Source organism: Janthinobacterium sp. SUN118 (assembly GCF_030397695.1).
GTDB lineage: Bacteria > Pseudomonadota > Gammaproteobacteria > Burkholderiales > Burkholderiaceae_D > Janthinobacterium.
The window spans coordinates 2,254,600-2,277,929 of the sequence record NZ_JAPUBV010000001.1; the positions used below are offsets into that span (position 1 = coordinate 2,254,600).

20 protein-coding genes are annotated in these 23,330 nt (G+C 66.2%); 5 read left to right on the forward strand and 15 right to left on the reverse strand.

The features are described 5' to 3' along the window. The first annotated feature begins 224 nt into the window (after positions 1-224). Both O0880_RS10165 and O0880_RS10170 read left to right on the forward strand, forming a co-directional pair. Positions 225-623, forward strand: coding sequence for a phage tail protein (locus tag O0880_RS10165; protein WP_289886284.1), 399 nt, complete (start codon positions 225-227; stop codon positions 621-623). A gap of 64 nt (positions 624-687) precedes the next feature. Then, positions 688-1,308 carry a glycoside hydrolase family 25 protein gene (locus tag O0880_RS10170; protein ID WP_289886285.1) on the forward strand — a complete coding sequence of 207 codons (621 nt, stop codon included), beginning with the start codon at positions 688-690 and terminating at the stop codon, positions 1,306-1,308. 7 nt (positions 1,309-1,315) lie between these two features. Here O0880_RS10170 and O0880_RS10175 read toward each other — a convergent pair whose 3' ends face one another. The 9 genes from O0880_RS10175 to wrbA form a co-directional block, all read right to left on the reverse strand. Then, positions 1,316-2,419, reverse strand: coding sequence for a beta-eliminating lyase-related protein (locus tag O0880_RS10175; protein WP_289886286.1), 1,104 nt, complete (start codon positions 2,417-2,419; stop codon positions 1,316-1,318). Between the two features lie 18 nt (positions 2,420-2,437). Continuing rightward, a complete protein-coding gene (gene leuE / locus O0880_RS10180; RefSeq protein WP_289886287.1) occupies positions 2,438-3,112 on the reverse strand; it encodes a leucine efflux protein LeuE in 675 nt (224 codons plus the stop codon). 12 nt (positions 3,113-3,124) lie between these two features. Further along, positions 3,125-4,987 (reverse strand): ABC transporter transmembrane domain-containing protein, encoded by a 1,863-nt coding sequence (locus O0880_RS10185; protein ID WP_289886289.1) that lies wholly within the window; start codon positions 4,985-4,987, stop codon positions 3,125-3,127. 34 nt (positions 4,988-5,021) lie between these two features. Further along, positions 5,022-6,098 carry a carotenoid 1,2-hydratase gene (locus tag O0880_RS10190; RefSeq protein ID WP_289886290.1) on the reverse strand — a complete coding sequence of 359 codons (1,077 nt, stop codon included), beginning with the start codon at positions 6,096-6,098 and terminating at the stop codon, positions 5,022-5,024. Further along, the gene (locus tag O0880_RS10195; protein ID WP_289887339.1) at positions 6,098-8,605 is read right to left on the reverse strand and encodes an FtsX-like permease family protein; all 2,508 of its coding nucleotides are present in this window, start codon (positions 8,603-8,605) and stop codon (positions 6,098-6,100) included. The genes O0880_RS10190 and O0880_RS10195 overlap by 1 nt, the downstream gene beginning before the upstream one ends. A gap of 77 nt (positions 8,606-8,682) precedes the next feature. Further along, complete coding sequence (locus O0880_RS10200; RefSeq protein WP_289886292.1) at positions 8,683-9,120, reverse strand: DUF4124 domain-containing protein; 438 nt, start codon at positions 9,118-9,120, stop codon at positions 8,683-8,685. Beyond that, positions 9,117-10,532 carry an FAD-binding oxidoreductase gene (locus O0880_RS10205; RefSeq protein WP_289886293.1) on the reverse strand — a complete coding sequence of 472 codons (1,416 nt, stop codon included), beginning with the start codon at positions 10,530-10,532 and terminating at the stop codon, positions 9,117-9,119. The genes O0880_RS10200 and O0880_RS10205 overlap by 4 nt, the downstream gene beginning before the upstream one ends. Beyond that, positions 10,529-10,939: a DUF2069 domain-containing protein gene (locus tag O0880_RS10210; protein WP_289886294.1), complete on the reverse strand. Its 411-nt coding sequence runs from the start codon at positions 10,937-10,939 to the stop codon at positions 10,529-10,531. The genes O0880_RS10205 and O0880_RS10210 overlap by 4 nt, the downstream gene beginning before the upstream one ends. After that, complete coding sequence (gene wrbA / locus O0880_RS10215; protein WP_071326390.1) at positions 10,939-11,547, reverse strand: NAD(P)H:quinone oxidoreductase; 609 nt, start codon at positions 11,545-11,547, stop codon at positions 10,939-10,941. Before wrbA ends, O0880_RS10210 begins: the two co-directional genes overlap by 1 nt. A gap of 67 nt (positions 11,548-11,614) precedes the next feature. Here wrbA and O0880_RS10220 point away from each other — a divergent pair, with 67 nt between their 5' ends. Beyond that, entirely contained in the window at positions 11,615-12,991 is a 1,377-nt protein-coding gene (locus O0880_RS10220; RefSeq protein ID WP_289886295.1) for a YihY family inner membrane protein, read from the forward strand. 7 nt (positions 12,992-12,998) lie between these two features. Here the strand turns inward: O0880_RS10220 and O0880_RS10225 are convergent, their stop codons facing one another. The 5 genes from O0880_RS10225 to O0880_RS10245 form a co-directional block, all read right to left on the reverse strand. Beyond that, entirely contained in the window at positions 12,999-13,313 is a 315-nt protein-coding gene (locus tag O0880_RS10225) for a hypothetical protein (protein ID WP_289886296.1), read from the reverse strand. 50 nt (positions 13,314-13,363) lie between these two features. Next, positions 13,364-15,355: a WG repeat-containing protein gene (locus O0880_RS10230; RefSeq protein ID WP_289886297.1), complete on the reverse strand. Its 1,992-nt coding sequence runs from the start codon at positions 15,353-15,355 to the stop codon at positions 13,364-13,366. Positions 15,356-15,387: 32 nt separating this feature from the next. Next, positions 15,388-16,788, reverse strand: coding sequence for a PoNe immunity protein domain-containing protein (locus O0880_RS10235; RefSeq protein WP_289886298.1), 1,401 nt, complete (start codon positions 16,786-16,788; stop codon positions 15,388-15,390). A gap of 63 nt (positions 16,789-16,851) precedes the next feature. Further along, positions 16,852-17,664 carry an alpha/beta hydrolase gene (locus O0880_RS10240; protein WP_289886299.1) on the reverse strand — a complete coding sequence of 271 codons (813 nt, stop codon included), beginning with the start codon at positions 17,662-17,664 and terminating at the stop codon, positions 16,852-16,854. Between the two features lies 1 nt (position 17,665). After that, positions 17,666-18,976 (reverse strand): O-acetylhomoserine aminocarboxypropyltransferase, encoded by a 1,311-nt coding sequence (locus O0880_RS10245; RefSeq protein ID WP_289886301.1) that lies wholly within the window; start codon positions 18,974-18,976, stop codon positions 17,666-17,668. Between the two features lie 287 nt (positions 18,977-19,263). Between O0880_RS10245 and O0880_RS10250 the strand changes: the two genes are divergently transcribed. Continuing rightward, positions 19,264-19,887, forward strand: a complete 624-nt coding sequence (locus O0880_RS10250; RefSeq protein WP_289886302.1) for a 2OG-Fe(II) oxygenase — start codon at positions 19,264-19,266, stop codon at positions 19,885-19,887. 129 nt (positions 19,888-20,016) lie between these two features. Next, positions 20,017-20,463, forward strand: coding sequence for a CBS domain-containing protein (locus tag O0880_RS10255; RefSeq protein ID WP_010398828.1), 447 nt, complete (start codon positions 20,017-20,019; stop codon positions 20,461-20,463). Positions 20,464-20,533: 70 nt separating this feature from the next. On the opposite strand, the gene O0880_RS10260 is transcribed toward O0880_RS10255, so the two are convergent. Next, positions 20,534-22,795, reverse strand: a complete 2,262-nt coding sequence (locus O0880_RS10260) for an EAL domain-containing protein (protein WP_071323309.1) — start codon at positions 22,793-22,795, stop codon at positions 20,534-20,536. Positions 22,796-23,330 lie beyond the last annotated feature (535 nt).

Below are 23,330 nucleotides of genomic sequence, written 5' to 3' on the forward strand. Positions count from 1 at the left end.
TTTGTGCCATGCACAATTAAACTTGCTTTTCGAAAATGTTGTTTCATTATTATAATGAAGCTTGATGGACCTCTTTCATGCAGCGAAAACCGGCGAGGACGAGACATGCGTATGGATACAGATCAGCGCGAAAGTAGCGCGGAAAACACCGGGGCGATTACAGCAGGTGCAGGCGCCAGGCGGCTGCCGCAACCTGGCGTGTTCCACGGCGGCGGGCGGGCGTCATGAGCGCCGCCTCACCTGTCCCGTCGCCGTTCTACACGCCGCCCGGCTTTGGCGACACGCCCGTCGGCGCGGTGATCGCCTTTGCGGGGACCATCGCCGATACCAGCATCGAAGCCTGGGGCTGGATGGTGTGCGACGGCCGCCTGCTGGGCGTCAGCCAGTATCCGGAATTGTTCGCCACGCTCGGCTATCTGTATGGGGGCGCGAACGATACCTTTCGATTGCCCGACTATCGGGGCTGCTTCCTGCGCGGCCGCGCTGCCGGCACGGATACTGATGCCGGCCAGGGCGCCGGCCCGGTACGGCAGGAGGCGGGGCCGAACAGCGCCGATGTCAGCTATCTGATCAAATTCACCTCTGGCATGCGCATGCGGATGCCGCCGCCATTGTCGGCATAGTTACGACAGGGGCGCCGCGCGCCTGCCGCGCGGCGTCATTCATTCCCCTTACCAGGAGCGCAGCATGGCAGATTTTTTGCAAGGCATGGACGTATCGGAACGCAACGGATACATCGACTGGGCCAGTGTCGCCAGCCGCATGGGCGCGCCGCGATTCGTCTATCTGAAAGCCACCGAAGGCGGCAACCGGATCGACCGCCAGTACGCCAGCAACCGTGCGGGCGCCACGGCGCAGGAGCTGTTGTGCGGCGCCTGCCATTTCTTCCTGCCCTCCACGCCGGTGGCGCAGCAGGTCGCCAACTTCTGCAATGTGGTGGGCAGCGTCCAGGGCGAATTGCCGCCCATGCTCGATGTCGAACAGGCCGGGCTGGAGCAGCCTGCCTATGCGGCCGCCGTCGCACAGTGGCTGCAGCAGGTGGGCGAGAGGCTCGGCTGCGTGCCCGGCATCTACACCCAGACCAGTTTCTGGGACGGCAGCGTGGGCTCGTTTGCGCCTTTCCTCGCCCATCCGCTGTGGATCGCCCAGTACGGCTCCAGGCCCGGTCCCGCATTGCCGTCCGGCGCCAGCGGCTACACGTTCTGGCAGTATACGAATATGGGCGTCGTCAACGGCATTGCCGGACCGGTCGACATGAGCCGCTTTGCCGGCTCGCCGGAGCAGCTGCAGGCGCTGCGCTGCGGCTAGCGTCCGCTCAGCGGGCAGCCGGCGCCTTGCCGCGCATCGCCTGGTCGAGCAGCGTCAGGGCCAGCCGCACGGTATCGTCGGGCATTTCCAGCAGCTGATCGCCCACATACCACTCCACCACGCTGTGCCCGGGCAGGGCGGCGTGGCTGGCGCGGCCGAACAGCCAGATGCCGTGGTCTTCGGCCACCTGGTTGCGGATGGCGATGGCGCGCTCGCGCGAGACGGGCAGGTGCAGGTGCAGCATGTTGGCCTGCGGGCTGGCCGGGTTGACGGCGATGGCGGGGAAGTCGCGCAGCAGCGCATACAGCCATTGCGTGCGTTCAAAGTAGCGCGGCATGGCGGCGATGCGCGCATCGAACTGCATGGCCGCGGCCACCACGTACGGCGTGCGGTGCACGATATTGCCGCCCTGGCGGCGGAACCATTCGCGCGCGCGTTCGACGAACGGCCGGCTGCCGGCCAGCATGGCGCCACCGAGGCCGCCGATGCCCTTGTACAGCGAAACATATACGGAATCGAAACCGGCGCAGATGGCGGGCAGTGGCTGCTTGAAACCCGCTTGCGCTTCCCACAGGCGCGCGCCATCCATGTGCAGGTGGATGTTGCGGTCGCGGCAGTGCCGCTTGATGTCGCTCAACTCGTCCCATGACGGACACTGGCCGCCGATTTCGCGCATCGGCAGTTCGACCTGCACGGCGCCCAGCGCATCGGGCACGGCGCGCAAGTCATCCACCGTCCACGGGCGGTGCGGGTCGCCGATCATCAGGCCCTTGAAGTGCTCGAGCAATTCATGGTTGCCCCGTTCGTGGCGCAGGATGTGCGACGTCGGGTGCAGCGCCACGAGCGGGGAGCCGCGGTCCTGGCAGGCCAGGCGCAGGGCGGTCACTTGCGTCATGGTGCCCGTGATGCAGAACACGGCCGCCTCGAAACCGAGCAGGCTGGCGACCTTGTTCTCGAACTGTTCGATCAGCGCGCCTTCGCCGTAGGTATCGTGCGCGATGTCGTTGGCGTCGCACCAGGCGGCCATGGCGGCGAAGGTGGCGGCCGGGGTGGGCTGGCGGTGGCCCGGCACGATGGTGTGGCAGCGCTGGCGCAGTTCGGCGTCGGTCAAGGGGCGTCTCCGTTACGGTTACAGGGTGGCCGTGGCCAGTTTCGCGCCAAAGCCGATGAACATGGCGCCCACGCCGCCGCCCATGCCGGCCGACAGGCGCCGGCGGCGGCGGAAGGTCTCGGCCAGGCGCGCGCCGACGAAAATGATGGCCGTCAAATAGGTAAAGCTGATCACCTGGCAGATCAAGCCCAGGCCGATGAACGACAGCACGGGATTCGGGAAGGCCGGATCGACAAACTGGATGAAAAACGAGATGAAGAACAAAATGGCTTTCGGATTCATCAGGCTGATGATCAGCGCCTTGCGGAACGGATCGCTTTCCTTGACGGCGACGGGCGTCGCGGGCGTTGCGCCGTCGGCCGCCGCGGGCGCGCGCAGCTTGCGCCAGCAGCCTATCAGCATCTGCAGGCCGATCCAGCCCAGGTAGGCCGCGCCGATGTATTTCACCACGTAGAACAGGGCCGGGCTGGCCTTCAGCAGCGAAGCGACGCCGCAGGCCGACAGCACCATCAGTATCAGGTCGCCGGCGAAAATGCCGAAGGCGCCCTGGTAGGCGGGCCGCACGCCGCGCTGCGCGGCCACCGACAGCACGTACATGGAATTGGGGCCGGGCAGGATGACGATGAAGATGGTCCCCAGCAAGAAGGTCCAGAAATCGGTGATGCCCAGGTTGGCGTGGAAGATGGCGTTCATGGCGGATCGTGTCTAGTTGATTTGTACGTGATGGAATTGCAGGGCCGCCAGGTTGGCGTAAATGCCGCCTAACGCGACCAGCGATGCGTGCGTGCCCGTTTCGACGATCTTGCCGTCTTCCATGACGACGATGCGGTCGGCGCGCTGCACGGTGGCCAGGCGGTGCGCGATGATGACGGTGGTGCGGCCTACCATGGCCGCTTCCAGCGCCTTTTGCACCAGGCGTTCCGATTCCGCGTCGAGCGCGCTGGTCGCTTCGTCGAGCAGCAGCAGCGGCGGGTTTTTCAGCAGGGCGCGGGCGATGGCGATGCGCTGGCGCTGGCCGCCGGACAGGCGCACGCCCCGTTCGCCGAGGAAGGATTTGTAGCCGTTCGGCAGGCGCTCGATGAATTCGTGGGCCGCCGCCATCTTCGCCGCGGCAATGACTTCCTCGTCGCTGGCGCCGGCGCGGCCGTAGCGGATGTTCTCCATGGCGTCGGCCGAGAAGATCACGGTATCCTGCGGCACGATGCCGATGGCGTCGCGCAGGGTGTGCAGGTCGAGCTGCTTGATGTCGACGCCGTCGAGGCGGATGCTGCCGCCTTGCGGGTCGTAGAAGCGCAGGAACAGCTGGAACAGGGTGGTCTTGCCGGCGCCGGAAGGGCCCACCACGGCCACCGTTTCGCCGGCGCGGATATCGAGGCTGACGTGGTCGAGCGCATGCGTGTCGGGACGCGACGGGTACGAGAACATGACATTGTCCAATGTCAGCGCGGCGCCGTTCGCGGCGCGCGCCGGCAGCGGCAATGGCGCGGCCGGCGATGTGATTTCCGATTTGACGGCCATCAGTTCCAGCAGGCGTTCGGTGGCGCCGGCGGCACGCTGCGCTTCGCCCATCACTTCGGACAGGGCGCCGATGGCGCCGGCGACGATGGAGGCGTACAGGATGAACTGCCCCAGGTCGCCGCCCGTCATCGAGCCTTCCAATACGGCGCGCGCGCCCAGCCACAGCACGAAGACGATGGTGCCGAACACCAGCAGGATGGCGATCACGGTCAGCAGGGCGCGCGCGCGGATGCGGCGCATGGCCGTCATGAAGGCGCCTTCGACGGAGTCGCCGAAGCGCTTCGATTCGATTTTTTCGTGCGTGAACGCCTGCACGGTGGGCATGGCGTTGAGGATTTCGCCGGCCATGGCCGAGGCGTCGGCGATGCGGTCCTGCGAATCGCGCGACAGCTTGCGCACCTTGCGGCCAAACACGACGATGGGCACGACGACGAGGATCAGCAGGCCGATGATGATGCCCGACAGCTTGGGGCTGGTGACGAACAGCATCACCAGGCCGCCGAGGAACAGCAGCACATTGCGCAGGGCCATGGAGATGCTGGTGCCGACCACGGCCTGGATCAGGGTGGTGTCGGTGGTGATGCGCGACAGGACTTCGCCCGTCTGCGTGGTCTCGAAGAATTCGGGGCTTTGCGTGACGACGTGGCGGTACACGGCGCTGCGGATATCGGCCGTGACGCGCTCGCCCAGCCACGACACCGTGTAAAAGCGCGCCGCCGTCGCCAGCGCCAGGATCGAGGCGACGCCGAACAGGGCGAGGAACACCAGGTCCACATGCTGGATGCTTTTCGAGCCGGCCGCGCCGCCGAAACCGAGGTCGATCATCTGCTTGAAGGCGGCGGGAATGGCCAGCGTCGAGGCGGCGGCCACCACCAGCGCGATACCGGCCAGGAAAAACTGCTTGCGGTAGGGCGTCAGGAAGGGCATCAAGCCCTTGAAGGCGGCCAGGCTGCCTTTTTTCAGTTCGCGGCTGCTGCCGCTATCGGGAGACGGTGTTGCGCTTGCGGCGGTTGCTGTACTCGTGCTGCTTGTTTCTGTGCTGGTTGTCATTGTTTTTCGCTTTGATTTACATATTCGGTACTGTTTACAACTTCATCGGCTGCACGTAGCCCGTCATTTCCAGGTAGGCGCGGCCCGCCGGCTGGCCATCGCGCTCCACCGTGACGGCGCCTTCCCAGTACACGGCGCCGGTGGACCTGCGCGAATCGAGTTCCTGGTCGGCCTGCAATGGCTTGATCTGCCAGCGCGTGGCGCCCGTACGGATCTCCGTGGCGACCGGGTACTCGGCCTTCGTGCGGGGCGAGCGCCACAGCTGCGTGGGGGTGAAATCGACGTCGCCGGGCGCAAACTGCGTCACCTTGCCGGCGGCGTCGCGCCATGCCGCGTGCGCCCATAGTTTAGCACCTGTCTTGCTGCGGATCTGGAAGGCCATCAGGGCGCCGCCGTCATCGAGGTTGGCGCCGACCCAGTTCCAGCCGCTGGCGTCCGCGTCGAGCACCTGGCTCGACCACTCGTGATCGAGCCAGGTGGCGCCCGTCACGGCTTCCGGCTTGCCGCCCGCGCGGGCGATCGTGCCCGTGGTGCGCAATTGCGGCACGCTGTAGTAATAGCTGGCCTGCGCCGGCCGCGCACCCTTGCGCGAGTAGCCGCCGTCGCCCTGCAGCAGCACCGGCTGCGAGGGCGCCAGGGTCAGCTGCAGGTTGAAGTCGCGGGCGGCCAGGCTGACCTGGTAGCTGCCGTCGGCTTGCCGCCGCATGCGCCAGTCGTCGAGCTTTACGTCCGTGTCGCCGACCTTGGCGTAGGCCAGGCCGAAGCCCTCGCGCGCGCTTCTTTCATCGTGCAGCAGCTTGCCCAGCTTCGGATCGGACAGGGCCGCATGGCCGATGATCAGCTGTTTCGGCGCAAACGCGCTGGGGTTGTCCGCATCGGCGGCCGTGGCGCTGCGGAAGAAGGTCACCTGGTAGCCCAGCTGTTCCCCGGCGCCGGTCTTGACCCACCCGGTGGCGTACCACCATTCCGTCTTGTAGGCCGGATGGGCGCCGAAATCGTGCGGCAGGCGCAGGGTCTGGCCCGGCGCCAGCGGCGTGACGGGGGCGAAGGCGGGTGGCGCGGCCAGCGCGGTGACGCTGCAGAACATGAGCAAAACAGTCAAACGGCGCATTACCAGTCCTCCCTGACGGCGCGGATGGGGCCAGCGGACAGCGCCTGGCGCCCCGCGATGAGGGCCGTGGCGGCGGCTGCCGTCAGCAGGGCGCCGGCCACGGTGGCGATCAATGGCCAGGGCAGGTGCAGCTGCATGGTCCAGTGGAACGATTGCGGATTGACGATGAAGACCAGCACAAAGCTGATCAACAGGCCGAGGACAAAACCGGTGGCGATGCCCAGCGCCGTCAGCGCGCCGCCCTCGAACGCCAGGATGGAGAGGATCTGTCCGCGCGTCACGCCCACATGGCGCAGCATGCCGAACTCGCGCGCGCGGGCCAGGGTCTGGGCCGAAAACGTGGCGGCCACGCCAAACAGGCCGATGACGATGGCGATGGCTTCCAGCAGATACGTGACGGCGAAGCTGCGGTCGAAGATCTGCAGGCTCAGGGCGCGGATGGCCGACGGATTCGATACTTCCAGGCTGGCGCCGAACGGCAGGGCTTTCAGGCGCTGCTGCAGCTGTTCGCCCGTGGCGTCCTTGTCCAGCCACAGGGCCGCATCGCTGACATCCATGTCGGCGCTCAGGGCGCGGTAGTCGGCCAGCGGCATCTGGATCGCCCCGGACGAGCGCGCATAGTCGCGCCAGATGCCGGCGACAAAAAAGCCGTGCAGGCCGCCGGCCAGCGGCAGCGCGATCGGCTGTCCCGGCTTGACGCTGTACAGGTCGGCCGCCGCCTCGGACAGCCAGACGGGCCGGCTGCCAGCCGGCACGGGCAGGGAGTCCCCCACCAGCACCATGCTCTTGCCCGGGTCCTGCAAGTTGATGGGGCGCGCCAGCAGCGCCACGTTGGGCCGGTCCGGCGCCAGCGACAGCGAGCGCACGCGCTGGAAGTCGGCCCTCGCCACGCCGGGCAGGGCGGCGATGGCGGCCTGTTCGCGCGGATTCAGGCCACCGGTGCCGCCGCTGGCGGCCGTGCGCGCATACACGTCGGCCGGCAGCACTTGCAGCAGCCAGTCGTCGACGGAAACGCGGAAGCTCGACACCATGATGGCCATGGCCACCATCAGGCTAAAGCTCGACAGCACGCCGCCGAGGGCGATGCCGGCCTGGCCCGAGGCATTCGCCAGGCGTGCCAGGGTCAGGCTGCGCACGGGCGCATGCTGGCTCGTTGCCGTGCGCAGCCATGCCGCCTGCGCGGCGCGGAAGACGACGGCGGCCAGCTGCGGCATCAGGGCGATGGCGCCGATCAGCAGCAGGGCGATGGACAGGTAGCCGAACAGCGGCAGCTCGAACACGGGCGGCAGCAACGTCAGGGCGCCTGCCAGCAGCAAACAGGCCAGCGCGGGCCAGGTTTTCGCCAGGCGCGTCGTGACGACTTCCTCGCTGCCCGATTTCAGGGCGATGGCGGGGGCGGCGCGCGCCGCCTCCAGCGCGGGCGCGGCGCAGCCCAGCAAGGCCACGCCGAGACCCAGCGCGAAATACACGAAGGCGGCAACGGGCGTGAACTGGACCTGCGGCTGCACGCCGGCGAAATAGCCGGCGCCCAGGTCGCCGCCAAAGTAGCGCAGGGCCACGGCCGCCATCGCGTAGCCGCCGGCGATGCCCAGCGCGGCGCCCACGATGCCGAGGCTGGCGCCTTCCAGCAGCACCTGGCGCAGCAGCTGGCCCCGTTCCATGCCCAGCACGCGCAGCAGCGCGAACTGGCTGCGGCGGCGGATGACGGACAGCGCCTGCGTGGAAAAGACGAGGAAGGCGCCCGTAAACAGGGCGACGAGCGCCAGCACGGTCAGGTTGACGCGGTAGGCGCGGCTCAGGTTATTGTTGCGGCTATTTTCGTTCTCGTCGTTGGGCTGGCCCACGTGGAAGCGCCCCGGATACTGCGTTTCCAGCGCGCGCGTCAGGTCCGCCAGGAAGGCGTCGCGGTTGACGCCCTGGCGCAGTTTCAAGTCGATGCGCGACAGCTTGCCCAGCCTGTCGAAGCGCCACTGCGCCGCGCCGATATCCATCACGGCGATGCGCTGGCCGGCGCGTGCGCGCTGCAGCGAGCCGGCCACGCGCAGCGGCACCTTGCCCGTGCCCGATTGCAGCGCGAGCGTGTCGCCCTGCGCCAGACCGAGCCAGCGCAAGGCGGCGGGCGACAGGAAGATGGCGTCGTCGGCCAGGGTGTCGAAAGGCTGGCCTTCGGCGGGCGCGCCGATCAGGTCGGGAGAGATATGGCCGGCGCGGAAGACGTCGAGCGTGAGGATATGCAGCGGACCGCCATCCTTGCCGGCTTTTCCTGCCACGCCGGCCTGCAATTCCAGCACGGGCGAAGCGACGGCCACGCCGTCGCGCTGCGCCAGCCATGGATAGATGCTTTCGTCGAACAGCGCTTCGCGCCCGGCCACCTGCACGTCGGCCTGGCCGGACAGGCTTTTCACGGCTGTGGAGAATTCATTGAAGGCGGCCGCGTTGATCAGGTGGATGGCAAAGCCCAGCGACACGCCGATGGCGATGGCCAGGATGGCGACGAGGGCGCGCATGGGATGGGCGCGCCATTCGCCCAGCAGCAGCCAGCGCGACAGCAGGCGCGGGGACGCGGGCGGGCCCGGCTGCCGGGTCAATTCAGGCACTCGATGGCCAGGCGCTCGCCGGCGCGCCGCGCCTTGAGCTGCGCCGCATCGCGGGTTTTGTCGCCGGCGCCGACGGCGTCCTGCGCCGCCCATTTCTGTTCGAGGCGCAGCTGGGCGCAGTGCTTGTCGCGTGCCTCGAGCTGCCTGGCGGCCCGTTCGCGGGCCTGGTCTTCGACCTTCTCGCGCTGCTTGCGCGCCGCTTCCATCTGGCTGGCCACCCGTTCCTGGCGCGTGGCCGCGCCCTTGTCGACGGCAGGCGGCGGCGCTGGTATCTCGAGGATTTGCAGCTGGCCACCCGTGCACGGCGTTTCGCCATAGCTGGTCAGGCCATCCTTCACGCATTTGTACACGCCCTGCGCGCCGGCCTGGCCGGCCACGCTGGCCAGACAGGCGAACAGCATCGGCACGATAGACGACGACTTCACAATATCTTCCCCGGATTCATGATGTTTTGCGGGTCCAGCGCCTGCTTGACGGCGCGCATCAGCTGCAGTTCCAGCGGCGACTTGTAGTGCGCCAGGTCCGCCTTTTTCAGGGCGCCGATGCCGTGTTCGGCCGAGATGGACCCGCCAAAGCCGTCCACCCGGTCGTGCACGATGCGGTTGATGGCATCCTGGTTGGCAAGGAAGTCGCCATCCGTCATGCCGGCTGGCGGCGCCACGTTGTAATGCAGGTTGCCGTCGCCCAGGTGGCCGAAGCATACGAGCTGGCAGCCGGGGAAGGCCGCTGCCAGGGCCGCATCCGTGACGGTGATGAAATCGGCGATGCGCGAAATCGGCAGCGAGATGTCGTGCTTGATGTTCTTGCCGGCTTGCGCCTGCGCCAGCGGAATGTGCTCGCGCAGCTGCCACAGGCCTTCGGATTGCGCCACGGAGCTGGCGACGACGGCGTCGTCGATCAAGCCGTCTTCGAGGGCCGCGCCGATGCTCGCTTCCAGCAATTCCACGGCGTGCGCCTCGGACTGGCTGCTGGACAGTTCGAGCAGCACGTACTGGCCGTGCGCTTCGGCAAAGGGGCGCGGCAGCTGCGGGAACTGCTCGGCCACCAGCTGCAGGCAGTACTGCGACATCAGTTCAAAACCCGTCAGGCTGGCGCCGCAATGGTCCTGCATCAGGCTTAACAGACGCAGGGCGTGGGCGGGCGAGGGCATGGCGGCCAGTGCCGTGATGCAGGCTTTCGGCTGCGGATACAGCTTCATCACCGCGCCCGTGATGACGCCCAAGGTACCCTCGGCGCCGATGTAGAGGTCGCGCAAATCGTAGCCGGTATTGTCCTTGCGCAAACCGCGCAAGCCGCTCCAGATCTCGCCTTGCGGCGTGACCACTTCCAGGCCCAGGCACAGCTCGCGCGCGTTGCCGTAGCGCAGCACGGCCGTGCCGCCCGCGTTGGTGGCCAGATTGCCGCCGATGGTGCAGCTGCCCTCGGCCGCCAGCGACAGGGGGAACAGGCAGCCGGCGGCGATGGCCGCTTCCTGGATGGTTTGCAGGATGCAGCCCGCGTCGACCGTGATGGTGCGGTTGACGGGATCGAGCGCGCGGATGCCGTTCAGGCGCGCCAGCGACAGCACGATGGCCGTGCCGGCCGCGTCGGGGATGCTGCCCAGGACCAGGCCAGTGTTGCCGCCTTGCGGCACGACGGGAATCCGCCATTGCGCGCAGGCGCGCAGCACGCCGGCCACCTGTTCCACCGTGGCGGGACGCAGCACGGCCAGGGCCTTGCCGGTGAACCTGTCGCGCCAGTCGGTGAGGAAGGGCGCCGTGTCGGCGTCGCCGGTCAGTACGTAGGCGTCGCCCAGCAGGTCGCGGCAGGCGGCGAGGAAGTCGGTCTGGTCTGTCATTTTTTGATGCTCACTTTATTCACTTTTTCCAGCAGTTCCCTGGCCATGCGCTTGGCGGCCTTTTTATACGGGCGCAGATACAGTATGGCGCAGAAGAAGTAGATGCAGACGATGGCCGCCTCGCCCCAGGCCATCAGGGCCGACATGCGGTTCGTGTCGCTGTAGCCGCGCACCACGCCCTCGGTAAAGTACAGCAGGATCACCATCGACGACCATTGCAGGGTGTAGACGTCGCGCTTGATGACGCCATACAGGGGAATGAGCAGCGGGACGGCTTTCAGCACGACCCAGGAGCCGCCCGGCTGCAGCGGGGCGACGACGGTTTCCCACAGCACGCACCAGACGATCAGGGTGACGAGGCTGGCGATGGCGCCCCAGTGAAAATACTTGTGCAGCGCGCCGTGCATCAGGCGCCCGCCAGTTTCGCGGCGTTTTCCGCCAGGCGCCGGCCCAGGGCGATGGCCAGGCGCTTTTCATCGTCGCTGAGCGCCTTGTCGCCGTCTATGCCCGACCAGTGCGTGGCGCCGTAGGGCGAGCCGCCCGTGGCCGTCGTCATCAGTTCAGGGTGGGTGTAGGGCAGGCCCATGACCAGCATGCCGTGGTGGAAGAGGGGGATCATCATCGACAGCAGCGTCGATTCCTGGCCGCCATGCAGGCTGCCCGTGGACGTGAATACGCAGGCGGGCTTGCCGGCCAGGCTGCCGGCCAGCCAGTCGCTGGCCGTGCCGTCCCAGAAGTACTTCATGGCGGCGGCCATGTTGCCGAAGCGCGTGGGTGAACCGAGGGCCAGGCCCGCGCACTCCTGCAAGTCTTCCAGCTCCACGTAGGGCGCGCCATCGGGCGGCACCTCGGGCGCCGTCGCCTCGGCCACCGTCGAGACGGCGGGCACGGTGCGCAGGCGCGCATCGCAGCCAGGCACGCTTTCCACCCCCTGGGCAATCAATTCGGCCAATTGGCGCGTGGCGCCATGGCGTGAATAAAACAATACAAGAATAATCAGATTGGTTGGCTTCATCATTGGTATTATAGGGCGCTTTACAGCCTGATACGACTGCTGTCATGGCGCCGTTCTGATTTCGAACATGTTTTTAAAATATATACTTCCATTCTTTCAATACCTGTGGCGTACCCTGGGCATCGGGCTCGACGTCGTGCGCGGCCTGACCTGGTCCGAAACGCGCGACCTGCTGCAGTTCGCGCGCCGCCGCGTGCGCGAGGAAAGCCTGCCGCAAGTGGCGGGCAGCCTGACGTTTGCCACCGTGTTCGCGCTGGTGCCGCTGCTGACCCTGGCCCTGGCAATCTTCACCACCTTCCCGCTGTTTAATACCTTCCGCCACGCGCTGGAAGATTATTTCGTGCAAAGCGTGATGCCCAAGGGTATTTCGAACACCATCCTCGACTACCTGACGACGTTTGCCTCGAAGGCCACGCGATTGTCGGCCATCGGCGCGGGCGCCCTGATCGTTACCTCGGTGGGCATGATGAGCTTGATCGAGCGCGTCTTCAACCGCATCTGGCGCGTGCGCCAGGAACGCCGCTGGACCAAGCGTCTGCTCGTGTACTGGGCCATCGTCACCCTGGGGCCGCTGCTGGTGGGCGTGTCGCTGACGGTGACGTCGCGCGTCTTCATCGCCACCAGCGGCGTGGTGGGCGCCGTGCCTTTCCTCGGCACCGTGTTCTACACGTTGGTGTCGATCGGCCTGACCATGCTGGCGTTCACGCTGTTGTACATCACGGTGCCGAACCGCGACGTGGACTGGCGCGACGCGGCGTGGGGCGGCTTGCTGGCGGCGCTGGCGTTCGAGGTGGCCAAGCGCGGTTTCGGCGAATTCATCCAGGAATTTCCCACGTATTCGCGCATCTATGGCGCGCTGGCCGCCTTGCCGCTGTTCCTCGTGTGGATCTACCTGAGCTGGATGATCACGCTGGTGGGCGCCTTGCTGGTGGCCGCCTTGCCCGTCGTGAAATACGAGCGCTGGTGGTACGAGGCGGCGCCCGGCAGCGAATTCGTCGACGCCGTCGCCATCCTGAAGGTGCTGCACCAGGCTTGCCATTGCGCCGATTCGGCCCTGGTGGGCGCGGCCGAGATCCGCCGCAGCACACGCCTGGGCTTCGAGGAAATGGAAACCCTGCTCGACAAGATGGTGCTGCAGGGCTGGGTGGGCCGGGTCAACGTGGACGGCGCCGTGCGCGTGCAGTGGGGCAAGCGCGTGGCCGACAGTTCCGACCACTGGGTCTTGCTGGGCAACGTCAACCGCATCACCCTGGCCGACGTCTACCGTCTATTCGTCTTCGGCGGCATGCGCGTCAATTCCGGCTACCCGGCCGGCTCCACCAACGAGCGCGACATCAAGGCGGCCGAAGAGGCAGCCGCGCTGGCCGCGCAGGTGGAAAATGCCGTGGAAGAGGGCCTCGGCATGAGCTTGGCCCAGCATTTCGGCGAAGTGCGCTGCGCCTGACGGGCCGTCAGGTATTGAGCCTGTCGTACAGCAGGCTGTCGAGCGCGCCCGTCAGCGTATTGCCCTCTTCATCGAGCAGCGTGTAATCCTGCTGGCTGTCGCCGAGCGATGCGCTGCCTTCGATGCCGCACACGAGCTGGTAGGTGGTGTCGTCGATCGCCAGCTTGATCATCGCCAGGACTTGCTCTCGCTGGCCGTCGGCCAGTGCCAGCGCATCGAGCATGGCGCCCAGCCGGGTTTGTCCCTGCCGTCCCTGCGCATACAGGGCCAGCAGCGAGGCATTGGATGCGCTGACATCATCGATGAACTTTTTCGCTTGCATGGGAACCTGGTCTTGAAGTGGCGCGGCCTGGCCGCCGCCGGGGTGAAAACTCACAGCAGCACGGGCCGCAGGGCCGCCTGCAGCGCCACCTTGCCGAATGCCGCCGCATCGCACGCGCGCACCACGCCCAGATAATACGTGTCCTCGCCGCCGTGCATGTTGACCAGGCGCAGCTGATGCGGCGCCAGGTGGGCGGCGATGGCGGCCAGGCCGTCGGCCATGGCGTCGCCATCGTGCTGGTCGGCCCAGGTGAAATCGCGCAGCGCGGGCAGGTCGATATGCCGGGCGATGCGCGGTACTTCATCGACCGCTTTCCAGTCCAGCGTGGTGCCGTGGCCCAGCACGTGGGCGGCCGTCGACCAGAGCAGGAAGAAACAGGCGGCTGCCGGCGTGTCGCCTTCGTATTCCTCCTCCGGGTCGTCTTCCGCCAGTTCTTCCAGCGTCACCTCCACGCAGCGCTGCGCCAGCGCCGCATCGCCCAGCAAGAGCAGCGCGGCCATGGCGCGCAGCTGTTCGCGGTCGGCTTGCGCGAGGATCTGCGCCGGCGTAAAGCTGTTGCGCGGCGGCGCTTTCTTCTTGCCCAGTCCCATGGCCTCGCTCAGCTGGGCCGTGATGGCCGCCTTGAAGTTGTCCACGGTGTCGAGCTGCTCCAGCAACTTGCCCGTGAAATCCATGGTCCACGCCATGCCATCCTTGACCACATATAGAAAATCGCTTTGCACGGCCACGCCGCGCAAATGGTGGGCGGGCGGGTACAGGGGCGTGAATGCCTGCTTTCCATCGGGCGTCAGCATGCACGCCAGCCCTTGCGCGTCGATGGCGAAGATCAGGTTCTTGCGCAGCCTGGGCGGCGACGAGGTGGTGGCGCAATCGATGGCTTCATACCGGCACGGTGCCAGCAGCTCTCCCTTGGCGTTGGCCAGGCCGAACAGGTAGCGCCCGGCTATGCGCTGGCTGACGATGGCGATCTTCTTTTTCGTGCCGAAGTCCTGCACGGAGCTGTAGGCGGTCGGCAGCAGCACCTTGCCCGTGGCGTCGATCACGCCGCAGACATTGCGCTCGTCGTCATCCTTCGTCTGGCGTTCGATGTCGATATTGCCATCGTCGCGCTGGCCGATATTGTCCACGCCGTCGATCAGCAGCGCGCCATCGGGCAGGCGCAGCAGACGGCTGGCGCCGTCCGGCGCGATCTGCTGCAGCAGGTGGGGAGTGATCACGTACAGGGCGCCGGGGGCGGGCGGCAGCACCACCGTGCCGTTCAGGTCCAGCACGCCGTGCGCATCGGGCTGGGCGGCCGTGGCGTAGGTGATCCAGCCATCGTCCGCGTCGTGGCTGTCCAGCGCAACCGCGTTCAGCGACAGCGGCACGATCCAGCGGCCGTACGGCGTGACCATGCCCAGCAGCTCGGACTGTCCGGCTTTGGCCACTTCGTAGCACAGCGCGTCCTCGATCCACTTGCGCACTTCCAGCCCCTGCAGGAAGGGCAGTTCGTCCGTGTCGAGTTCCTCGACGTCGGCCAGCTGCGCGCTGGCGGACGCCGACCAGTAGCCGGTCGCGGGCGATGCGGCGCCGGCGGCCAGCAGCGGCGCCAGCGCTTTCCGGTCGCCGCGCAGCAGGGCCGAGTGCAACGCTTGCGCCTCGGCGCGCAGGGCCTCGAGCGCGGCCGCGTATGCCGGCGTGTCGATATCGTGCGGGATCAGCTGCACGCAATCGAGCACCAGCCACGGCTGGCCGCCGGCCAGCAGGGCGCCGATGGCGCTGCGCGCGACGATGGCGGCCGCGTCGCGCGGCTTGTCCATCAGCGCGGACAAGGCTTGCCAGCTGGCCTGCGCCTGCGCCATCGGCGCGGCCAGCACGCAGGCGCAGTCCTCGCCATCGCCGTAGACGGGCCAGGCGACGGCTTGTGCACCGTCGCCGATGAGCAGCTTGAACAGCATGGGCGTGTCCAGCCGCCATTCGGCCAGGCCGGTAATCGTGTCGGTGTCGAAATCGGCTTGGCCGGGCAGGACGGCGGTGCCGAACAGGGCTGCGGTATTGATCATGGATCTGTCTGAAAATGAAGGGTAGGGACGGTTCAGGGGGCGGGCGGCATTAGCCAGTGCGCGAGCGCGCCGCGATCGAGTTCCAGGCGTTGCGCCACGGCGGCCGCCTCGAAGGCCCACAGGCCGTAATAGCCGCCCAGGCCCTGCGCACGCAAATGGCCGTTGAACCAGTCTTCCTGCACCAGCGCGCCGTGCCAGCTGGCCAGGTAGTCTTGCAGGTATTCCAGCTGCAGCGTTGCATCGTCCGCGTGCAGGCAGTCGTACAGGGCCGAGTAGGGTTCGGCGAAATACCACTCATCGACGGCGGGACGCCGCGGATCGATGGCAGACAGCAGCGCCTCATACACGCCATCCTCGCCATCGAAGGCCGTTTGCAGCGCGGCCAGGCGCGCGGCCAGGTCGTGGCGGCCGAACAGCAGGCTGGCCCCCAGCAGTTGCAGGGTGCGCGCATAGTCGGTCAGCTGTTCGAAATCAAAGGCGGGCAAGGCGTCGTCATCGTAGGCTGCGGCCAGGGCCGCGCGCGCCGATTCGCAGGCGGCGATGGCCGCTTCCAGCGCCGTTTCCACCTCGGGCAGGGGCAAGCCTGCCGTGTAGCGCAGCGAAAACGCCTGGTAAGCGGCGCTGGCGGCCGCACAGGCCCAGTAGCCGTCATCGCCGCCATCGTCCAGCGCCTGCGCCCGTGCATACGCTGCCAGCAGGGCGTCGAGGTAGGCCAGGTTGCGCGCGAAATCAAACGGAGTGCCGAACGGCGCGGGCGGCGCCTGGCGCGGCGTACAGTGCCACGGCGCGGAGGAAGGCGCGCAGGCGTTGGCGCAGTCGCGCTGGATGGCCCAGTCGGCAAAGATTTGCTGCATATACTGCGCCGTCTCGTCGTCGTGGGCGATGGCCCCGGCGCCCACCATGGTCGTGCCCAGCAGGGTATAGCCGGGAAAGCGGCTGCTCTCGTAGGCGATGGTGGTGACGCTCTGGATGGCCTTGCCGTCGCTCAGGTCGCGCACGCGGAAGTACACGTCGTCCCAGCCCGCCAGCGGCATGCCCTGCCGGGCGGCGGGCAGGGTGGTCCAGCCGCCATCGGCCTGTTCCGCATAGGCATCGAGCAGTTCGTCGAGGCCGCCGGGCCGGTCGATGCGGTTATTGGCGTCGTATTGCAGGCCCAGTGCGGCCGCGAACGCGGGCGCATGGCGGCCTTCGAAGATCAGGTATTGGGCGTTCAGGGTGCCGACCAGCAGGTCGCTGCGGCAGCCCGCCACGGTGACGGCTTGCGGCAGGCGGTACCAGTGGTAACCCGGTATGCCGGCCATGGGGCCGCCTTCGGCCGCTTGCGGGTTATCGCAGCGCAGCTGTTCCAGCCAGGTGTAGCGTTCGTGCCGCGCCGCTTCCGTGCCGCTGCCGCGGCCAGTCAGTTCGTCCAGCAGGGTGTCCAACAACATCATGCATCTATCCTAAAAATGGGCGTGGCAAGCTGCCGCCGCCACGCGGGTACCAGTGTCAGCGCCTCACGCGGGCGCTGTTTGCGCAAACGCAAACAGCGCGTCGAGCACGGCGTCCGGCTGCTCGGCCATCAATTCATGCCCGCTGTCGACCTGCACCACCTGGCCATGCGCGATGCATGAGGTCAGCAACCGGGTCGATTTGGGCGGCGTCATCATGTCGCGCGCGCCGAAAATGAATAAAGTCGGGCAGTGTACCGAAGCGGCGGCGATTTCGCCGTTCGCGTACGCATTGCAGGCATAAAAGTCCGTATGGAACACGTGCTGCGGGTTGATGGCGGCGATGCGCTGCTTCAGGCGCCGCGCGCCGCCCATGGCATAGAAGCCGGGGCCGGGGAACGACGGCTTTTGCGCGATCGACGAATGCGACCAGATATTGACCATGTCGATGGCCGCCTGTTCATCGTGCAGCGAGGTTTCCAGCAGCGCCGGCGACACCTTCATCGGGTAGGTCGAGCCGAGCATGGCCAGCCGGCTGACCCGCTGCGGTGCCTGGAATGCCGCTTCCAGCGCGATCAATGAGCCCATGCTGTGGCCGGCCAGCATGGCCTTGTCTGCGCCGGCCGCGTCCAGCACGGCCAGTATCCAGCGCGCCAGTTCCTCGACGCTGGCTTTCGCCGCGCCCAGGCTGCGGCCATGGCCGGGCAGGTCGACGGCCAGCACGTTCCAGCCATGGTGGGCGAAATAGCGCGTCTGCAGGGCCCACACGGAATGGTCGTTCTGCGCGCCGTGGATGAAGACGGCCGTCGGCTGGTTTGGATTAAAAGCCTTGCCGCCCGTGTAGCAGTAGGCGACGGTATGGTCGATGGTGAACAGCATTTCAGGCGCCTTTCTGCGACAGTTTCAGGCCACGGGCCAGGTCTTCGATCAAATCGTCCGCGTCTTCCAGTCCCACGGACAAGCGCATGGTGCCCTGCGTGATGCCGGCCTGCGCCAGCTGTTCGTTGGGCACGCGGAAGTGCGTGGTGGAGGCGGGATGGATGACGAGCGACTTGGCGTCGCCCACGTTGGCCAGGTGCGAGAAGATTTTCAGGCTGTCGACGAAGCGCTGGCCGGCCGCGCGGTCGCCGCGCAGGCTGAAGGTGAAGACGGCGCCGGCGCCTTTCGGCAGCAGGGTCTTGGCCAGTGCGTAATCGGGATGCGAGGGCAGTTCGGGGTAGGACACGGACTCCACGGCGGGATTGGCCAGCAGGAAGTCGATCACCTTGCGCGTGTTGGCCACGTGGCGGTCCATGCGCAAGCCCAGGGTTTCCACGCCTTGCAGCACGGCGAAGGCGTTGTGCGGACTCATGACGGCGCCGAAGTCGCGCAAGCCTTCGCGCCGCGCGCGCAGGGCGAACGGCGCCACCGTCGATTCCTCGGCGAAGACCATGCCGTGGAAGCCGTCATACGGTTCGCACAGTTCGGCAAAGCGGCCCGTCTTGTCGTAGGCCGCCTGCCAGTCGAAGGTGCCGCCGTCGACGAGCAAGCCGCCGATGGCCGTGCCATGGCCGCATAAAAACTTGGTGGCAGAATGGAACACCAGGTCGGCGCCATGCTCGAAGGGGCGCAGCAGATACGGCGTGGTGAAGGTGGAGTCGAGCATCAGCGGCAGATGATGTTCGTGCGCGAGTGCGGCGACCGTCGGGATGTCCAGCACGTCGAGGCCGGGATTGCCCAGGGTTTCCGCGAACAGCACCTTGGTGTTCGGACGGATCGCGGCGCGCCAGGCATCCGGGTCGCGCGGATCGACGAACGTCGTCTCGATGCCGAAGCGTTTTAATGTATAGGACAGCAGGTTGTGCGAGCCGCCGTACAGGGCGCGCGAGGCGACGATGTGCGAGCCGGCGCCGGCGATGGTGGACAGGCCCAGGTGCATGGCGGCCTGGCCGCTGGCCGTGGCGATGCCGGCCACTCCGCCTTCGAGGGCGGCGATGCGCTCTTCCAGCACGGCATTGGTGGGATTCGAGATGCGCGAGTACACATGGCCGGCGCGCTCCATGTTGAACAGCGAAGCCGCGTGATCCGAACTCTTGAAGGCAAACGAGGACGTGAAGTGGATCGGCGTGGCGCGCGCGCCCGTGGCCGGGTCGGGCGCGGCGCCCGCGTGCAGGGATAGGGTATCGAAACCGGGGTATTTCGGGCCGCTCATGGTGGTGTCTCCGCCAAATATTAGTGTGGCCAGATCGTACCCGGATTTGCCGCCGAGCAAAAGGGCATGCGTGCAGGGCGCATGGCGCCGTGCTGGCGGCTAAGCGGTGTAACTTGAAGTCGAAAAAAAGTGACCGGCGCGGGGCGGCGGTGGTAGCATATCGGCTCAGCGATATTCGGGTTGTTTCACCCTCGCGCGTGCGCCGCGCCGTGGGGAAGGCGGCTGCATGCAAGCGAAATCCTGGGCTTCAGGCGCACTCTCATAGCATGTTCACCAGGAAAGATTTTATGCCCGCACCATCGTTCGACGGCGCCCTCGCCGTAGCCGGACCATCTGTCGCCGACGGCCTGTGCCACGCAGGCTGGGTCATGCAAGAGCATTTCATTTCTCCTGAACTCAGTCGCCAGCTGGCCGCCGAGTGCGTGCAATCCATGCTCAACGGCAACATGAAGGGCGCCGGCGTGGGCAGCGGCCACGCGCCCTTGCTGCAGCCGGATATCCGCGGCGACCATATCGAATGGCTGGAAGCGGGGCGTTCCGCCGCCTGCGACCGTTACCTCGCGCATATGGAAGCGCTGCGCCTGACCCTGAACCGCGAGCTGTTCCTGGGTCTGGACGAGTATGAAAGCCATTTCGCCCTGTATGCGCCGGGCGCCTTTTACCGCGCCCATCTGGACCGCTTCCGCGACGACGACAAGCGCACCGTTTCCGTCGTGCTGTACCTCAACGACGACTGGCTGCCCGCGCACGGCGGCGCCCTGCGCCTGCACCCGCAGGGCGCGCCCGTGGTGGACGTGGCGCCGGTAGCGGGGCGCATGGCCATGTTCCTGTCGGGCGAGATGCTGCACGAGGTGCTGCCGACGGCGCGGGAGCGCCTGTCGATAGCCGGCTGGTTCCGCCGCCGCGCGTGATGCAAAGTTGCGCGCAATCCCCCTCGATTTGATTGTGCGCAAGGCTGGATTTTTCCGCAGGCATAGGCTACAGTCGCAGTAAGGGCTTAGAATAACTAAAATACCAATCACGCGGACAGGACGGCCAATATGAAAGTATCTGAAATTCTCCAAGTCAAGGGCAATATTCTCTACACGGTCACGCCTGACCAGCCCCTGCTTGACGCGGCCAATACCATGGCTGAAAAAGACATCGGTTCGCTGGTGGTCATGGAATTTGGCGACCTGGTCGGCATGCTGACCTTCCGCGAAGTGTTGAACGCGCTGCACGAAAACGCGGGCCAGATCGGCGGCGGCACCGTGCGCAAGCACATGGATGACCACCCGATCACCGTCACTCCCGATACGGAAGTGAACGAAGTGCGCCGCATCATGCTGGAAAAGCACGCGCGCTACCTGCCCGTGATGAACGCCAAGACCTTGCTGGGTGTCATCTCCTTCTACGACGTGGCGCGCGCCGTGCTGGAAGCGCAAAGCTTTGAAAACCAGATGCTCAAGGCGTATATCCGCGACTGGCCGGCCGAAACCACCGACTGAATTCATTCCTTGCATTTAAAACAACGCCGGCATCGCCGGCGTTTTGCATTCCAGGGGCAAGATACGGGGTTTACGCCGCCCCCTGCAGCGCCTCATTGTTCAGCCAGCTGCCCAGCGCCGCAGCCGTCATGGGACGGGCAAACAGGAAGCCTTGCGCCATCGGACAGCCCAGCGCTTGCAAGATCTGCGCCTGGCGCTCGTCTTCCACGCCTTCCGCGATGACGGCCAGGCCCAGGTTGCGGCCCAGCTGTATCACCATCTCGGCGATGCTGCTGCCGCGCGCGGAGCCCGTGATTTCCGTGACGAAGGCGCGGTCGATCTTCAGACGGTCGACCTGCAGGCGTTGCAGGTAGGACAGCGACGAGAAGCCCGTGCCGAAGTCGTCGATGGCGATGCTCACGCCCGTCTGCTTGATCTGCCACAACATCTTGATCAATAAATCCGGCTCTTCCATGGCCATCGATTCCGTGATTTCCAGCTCGATGAATTCGGGCGGCGCCTGCGTCTCTTCCAGCGCCGCGCGCAGCATTTCCAGGAACAGCGGGTGGCGGAATTGCACTTGCGACACGTTGACGGACATGACGAAGTTGCGGTGGCCCTGTTCGCGCAGCAGCACCAGTTCGCGGCAGGCCGTGCGCAGCACCCATTCGCCGAGGTCGATGATGATGCCCGAATACTCGGCGATGGGGATGAAACGGTCGGGCGAGATGAACTTGCCGTCCGGCGTCTGCCAGCGCAGCAGCGCTTCCGCGCCGACGGGGCGGCGCGTGGTCAGGTCGATCTGCGGCTGGTACACTACAAACAGCTGGCCCTGGCTGAAGGCCGTGCGCAGCGCGTGCATCATGCGCACGCGTTCGCGGATTTCGATGCCCATGCTGCGCGAGAAATAGAAGTGCCCGGCCCGCTGCTGGCTTTTCGCCCGCTTCAGGGCGATGTCGGCATCCTTCAGCGCGTCCGCGCCCGTGCCCGCATGTTCGCCCAGGCGTACCAGGCCCAGGGTGGCGGACAGCTGCACGTCCTGGCCGTCGATGCAGAACGGCGCCTGGAACAGGGCCAGGATGTTGGCGGGATTGACTTGCGACGAGTCGCCGAGCACGCAGAAGATGTCGCCGCCCAGGCGCGCCACGGTCAGCTGCGACCCCAGTTCCGTTTGCAGGCGGCCCGCCACGGCGACGAGCAGCAGGTCGCCGAACTGGTGGCCCAGCGCATCGTTGGTTTCGGCAAAGTGGTCGAGGTCGACCAGCGACAGGGTGGCGTCGTCGCGCGCGGGGCCGGCCAGGGTGGCGTCGAGGATTTCCACCAGGCGCGTGCGGTTGGGCAGCTTCGACAGGTTGTCGTAGAAGGCCGCGTTATGCAGGTGCGACACGAGCTCGACATTGTCCAGGCCGACGGCGACATTGCTGCAGAATACTTCCAGCAGACTTTCATCGATGGCCGAGAGGGGGCGCGGCAGCAGCAGGTAGGCGGCCGCGTCGCGGCTCGACTTACCGGCGAAGTACAGGGTGGCGTAATCGTGCGCGTACACATTGCGCCGCTGTGCCAGCGTGTGTTCGATGGCGGCCATCACGCGCGGGTTTTGCAGGCCGCACAGGGCGCTGTGCGGCAGGCCGGAAAAGCTGCCCGTGCAGGCCGAGACGAGCAATTCCTTGGCGCCGCTGTCGAGCAGTTCCTGCACGCACAGCACGCCGTCGGCGCGGATGCCCAGCAGGTCGGCGATCTGCGCCAGCACGCCGGCCGAGAAATTCTGCACGCCATGCAGGGCCATCAGCTGCGTGCTGGCGTGCACGATCTGGTCCAGGCCGCGCCGGCTGCTGCTGATCGAGCGGATCTGTTCGTACGAGCGGATGGCGGCCGTCACCGTGGTAAACAGTTTGATGCGGGTCAATTCCGACTTGGTCTTGTAGTCGTTGATGTCGAAATCGCGGATGGCGTCGATTTCCGGCGCATAGCCGGGCTGGCCCGTGCGCAGGATGATGCGCACGTCCGTCATCTTCAGGGTTTCGCGGATGTAGCGCACCAGGTGCAGGCCGGCGTCGTCCTGTTCCATCACCACGTCGAGCAGGATGACGGCGATGTCGTTCTCGTGCTTGAGCAGTTCGCGCGCCTGGCCGGCCGAGTAGGCATGCACGAATTCCAGCGGACGGTGCTGCATTTCCAGGTTACCCAGCGCGAAAGTGGTGGTGGAGTGGACGTCTTCATCGTCGTCGATGATCATCACCCGCCAGACGCTGCGCGGCGCGGCGGCCAGCGGCAGCGCTGGTTGCTCATCGAGAAATACCAGGTCGTCGTGATCGTCCTTGTTGGCGTCAAGGGGGATGATCGGTGCGGGCATGTATAGCTTCTCCTGGATGACTCAGTACGGAATGTGAGCACATCAGAAATGTCCATGGCGTTGTTGCGCTGCCTCGCCGTACTCGCGTACTGACTTCGGCAGCGCGCCTAGCCCTGGGCATTTCTGATGCACTCAGGGGCAGCAAAAACAGCACTCAATTGCCGTGGCGCTTTGCCTCGCCGTACTCGCGTACTCTCTTTGGCAACGACGCCTGGCCCTGGGCATTTTGTGACGCGCTCTCGGCGCTGCACAAATCTGGTTTTGGCAACCAGTATTGTGTAGCGCGCTTTGATCCAAGTATATAGCTATTTAATAAGCAAAATGTTTTTTTAAGCCTATTCTGTGGGGCAATATTTATTGTTTTGCATGATTGCAACTCATATCTGGCATTTTTCATACGAAAAAAAACGCGGGATTTAAAAATGGCGATTCCTGCGCGGCAAATGGCGGCAGCGAGGGCGGACACGCGCGCGAATATCGGGCGCTGGCGTGGCATTAGCGGCATGGCATGCCCTGCGGCTGGTAGAATTGAGTT

Excerpts from the sequence above, each read along its gene's own strand:
- leuE (WP_289886287.1), bottom strand. The coding sequence starts at position 3,112 with ATGAACGCCATCTTCCACGCCAACCTGGGCATCACCGATTTCTGGACC.
- O0880_RS10240 (WP_289886299.1), bottom strand. The coding sequence starts at position 17,664 with ATGCTGTTCACCATCGACCATACCGTCGCCTACTGCTACACGGGCGGC.
- O0880_RS10260 (WP_071323309.1), bottom strand. The coding sequence starts at position 22,795 with ATGCCCGCACCGATCATCCCCCTTGACGCCAACAAGGACGATCACGAC.
- wrbA (WP_071326390.1), bottom strand. The coding sequence starts at position 11,547 with ATGAAGCCAACCAATCTGATTATTCTTGTATTGTTTTATTCACGCCAT.
- O0880_RS10165 (WP_289886284.1), top strand. The coding sequence starts at position 225 with ATGAGCGCCGCCTCACCTGTCCCGTCGCCGTTCTACACGCCGCCCGGC.
- O0880_RS10255 (WP_010398828.1), top strand. The coding sequence starts at position 20,017 with ATGAAAGTATCTGAAATTCTCCAAGTCAAGGGCAATATTCTCTACACG.
- O0880_RS10245 (WP_289886301.1), bottom strand. The coding sequence starts at position 18,976 with ATGAGCGGCCCGAAATACCCCGGTTTCGATACCCTATCCCTGCACGCG.
- O0880_RS10195 (WP_289887339.1), bottom strand. The coding sequence starts at position 8,605 with ATGCGCGCCCTCGTCGCCATCCTGGCCATCGCCATCGGCGTGTCGCTG.
- O0880_RS10205 (WP_289886293.1), bottom strand. The coding sequence starts at position 10,532 with ATGACAGACCAGACCGACTTCCTCGCCGCCTGCCGCGACCTGCTGGGC.
- O0880_RS10250 (WP_289886302.1), top strand. The coding sequence starts at position 19,264 with ATGCCCGCACCATCGTTCGACGGCGCCCTCGCCGTAGCCGGACCATCT.
- O0880_RS10230 (WP_289886297.1), bottom strand. The coding sequence starts at position 15,355 with ATGATCAATACCGCAGCCCTGTTCGGCACCGCCGTCCTGCCCGGCCAA.
- O0880_RS10210 (WP_289886294.1), bottom strand. The coding sequence starts at position 10,939 with ATGCACGGCGCGCTGCACAAGTATTTTCACTGGGGCGCCATCGCCAGC.
- O0880_RS10235 (WP_289886298.1), bottom strand. The coding sequence starts at position 16,788 with ATGATGTTGTTGGACACCCTGCTGGACGAACTGACTGGCCGCGGCAGC.
- O0880_RS10225 (WP_289886296.1), bottom strand. The coding sequence starts at position 13,313 with ATGCAAGCGAAAAAGTTCATCGATGATGTCAGCGCATCCAATGCCTCG.
- O0880_RS10220 (WP_289886295.1), top strand. The coding sequence starts at position 11,615 with ATGTTTTTAAAATATATACTTCCATTCTTTCAATACCTGTGGCGTACC.
- O0880_RS10185 (WP_289886289.1), bottom strand. The coding sequence starts at position 4,987 with ATGACAACCAGCACAGAAACAAGCAGCACGAGTACAGCAACCGCCGCA.
- O0880_RS10190 (WP_289886290.1), bottom strand. The coding sequence starts at position 6,098 with ATGCGCCGTTTGACTGTTTTGCTCATGTTCTGCAGCGTCACCGCGCTG.
- O0880_RS10170 (WP_289886285.1), top strand. The coding sequence starts at position 688 with ATGGCAGATTTTTTGCAAGGCATGGACGTATCGGAACGCAACGGATAC.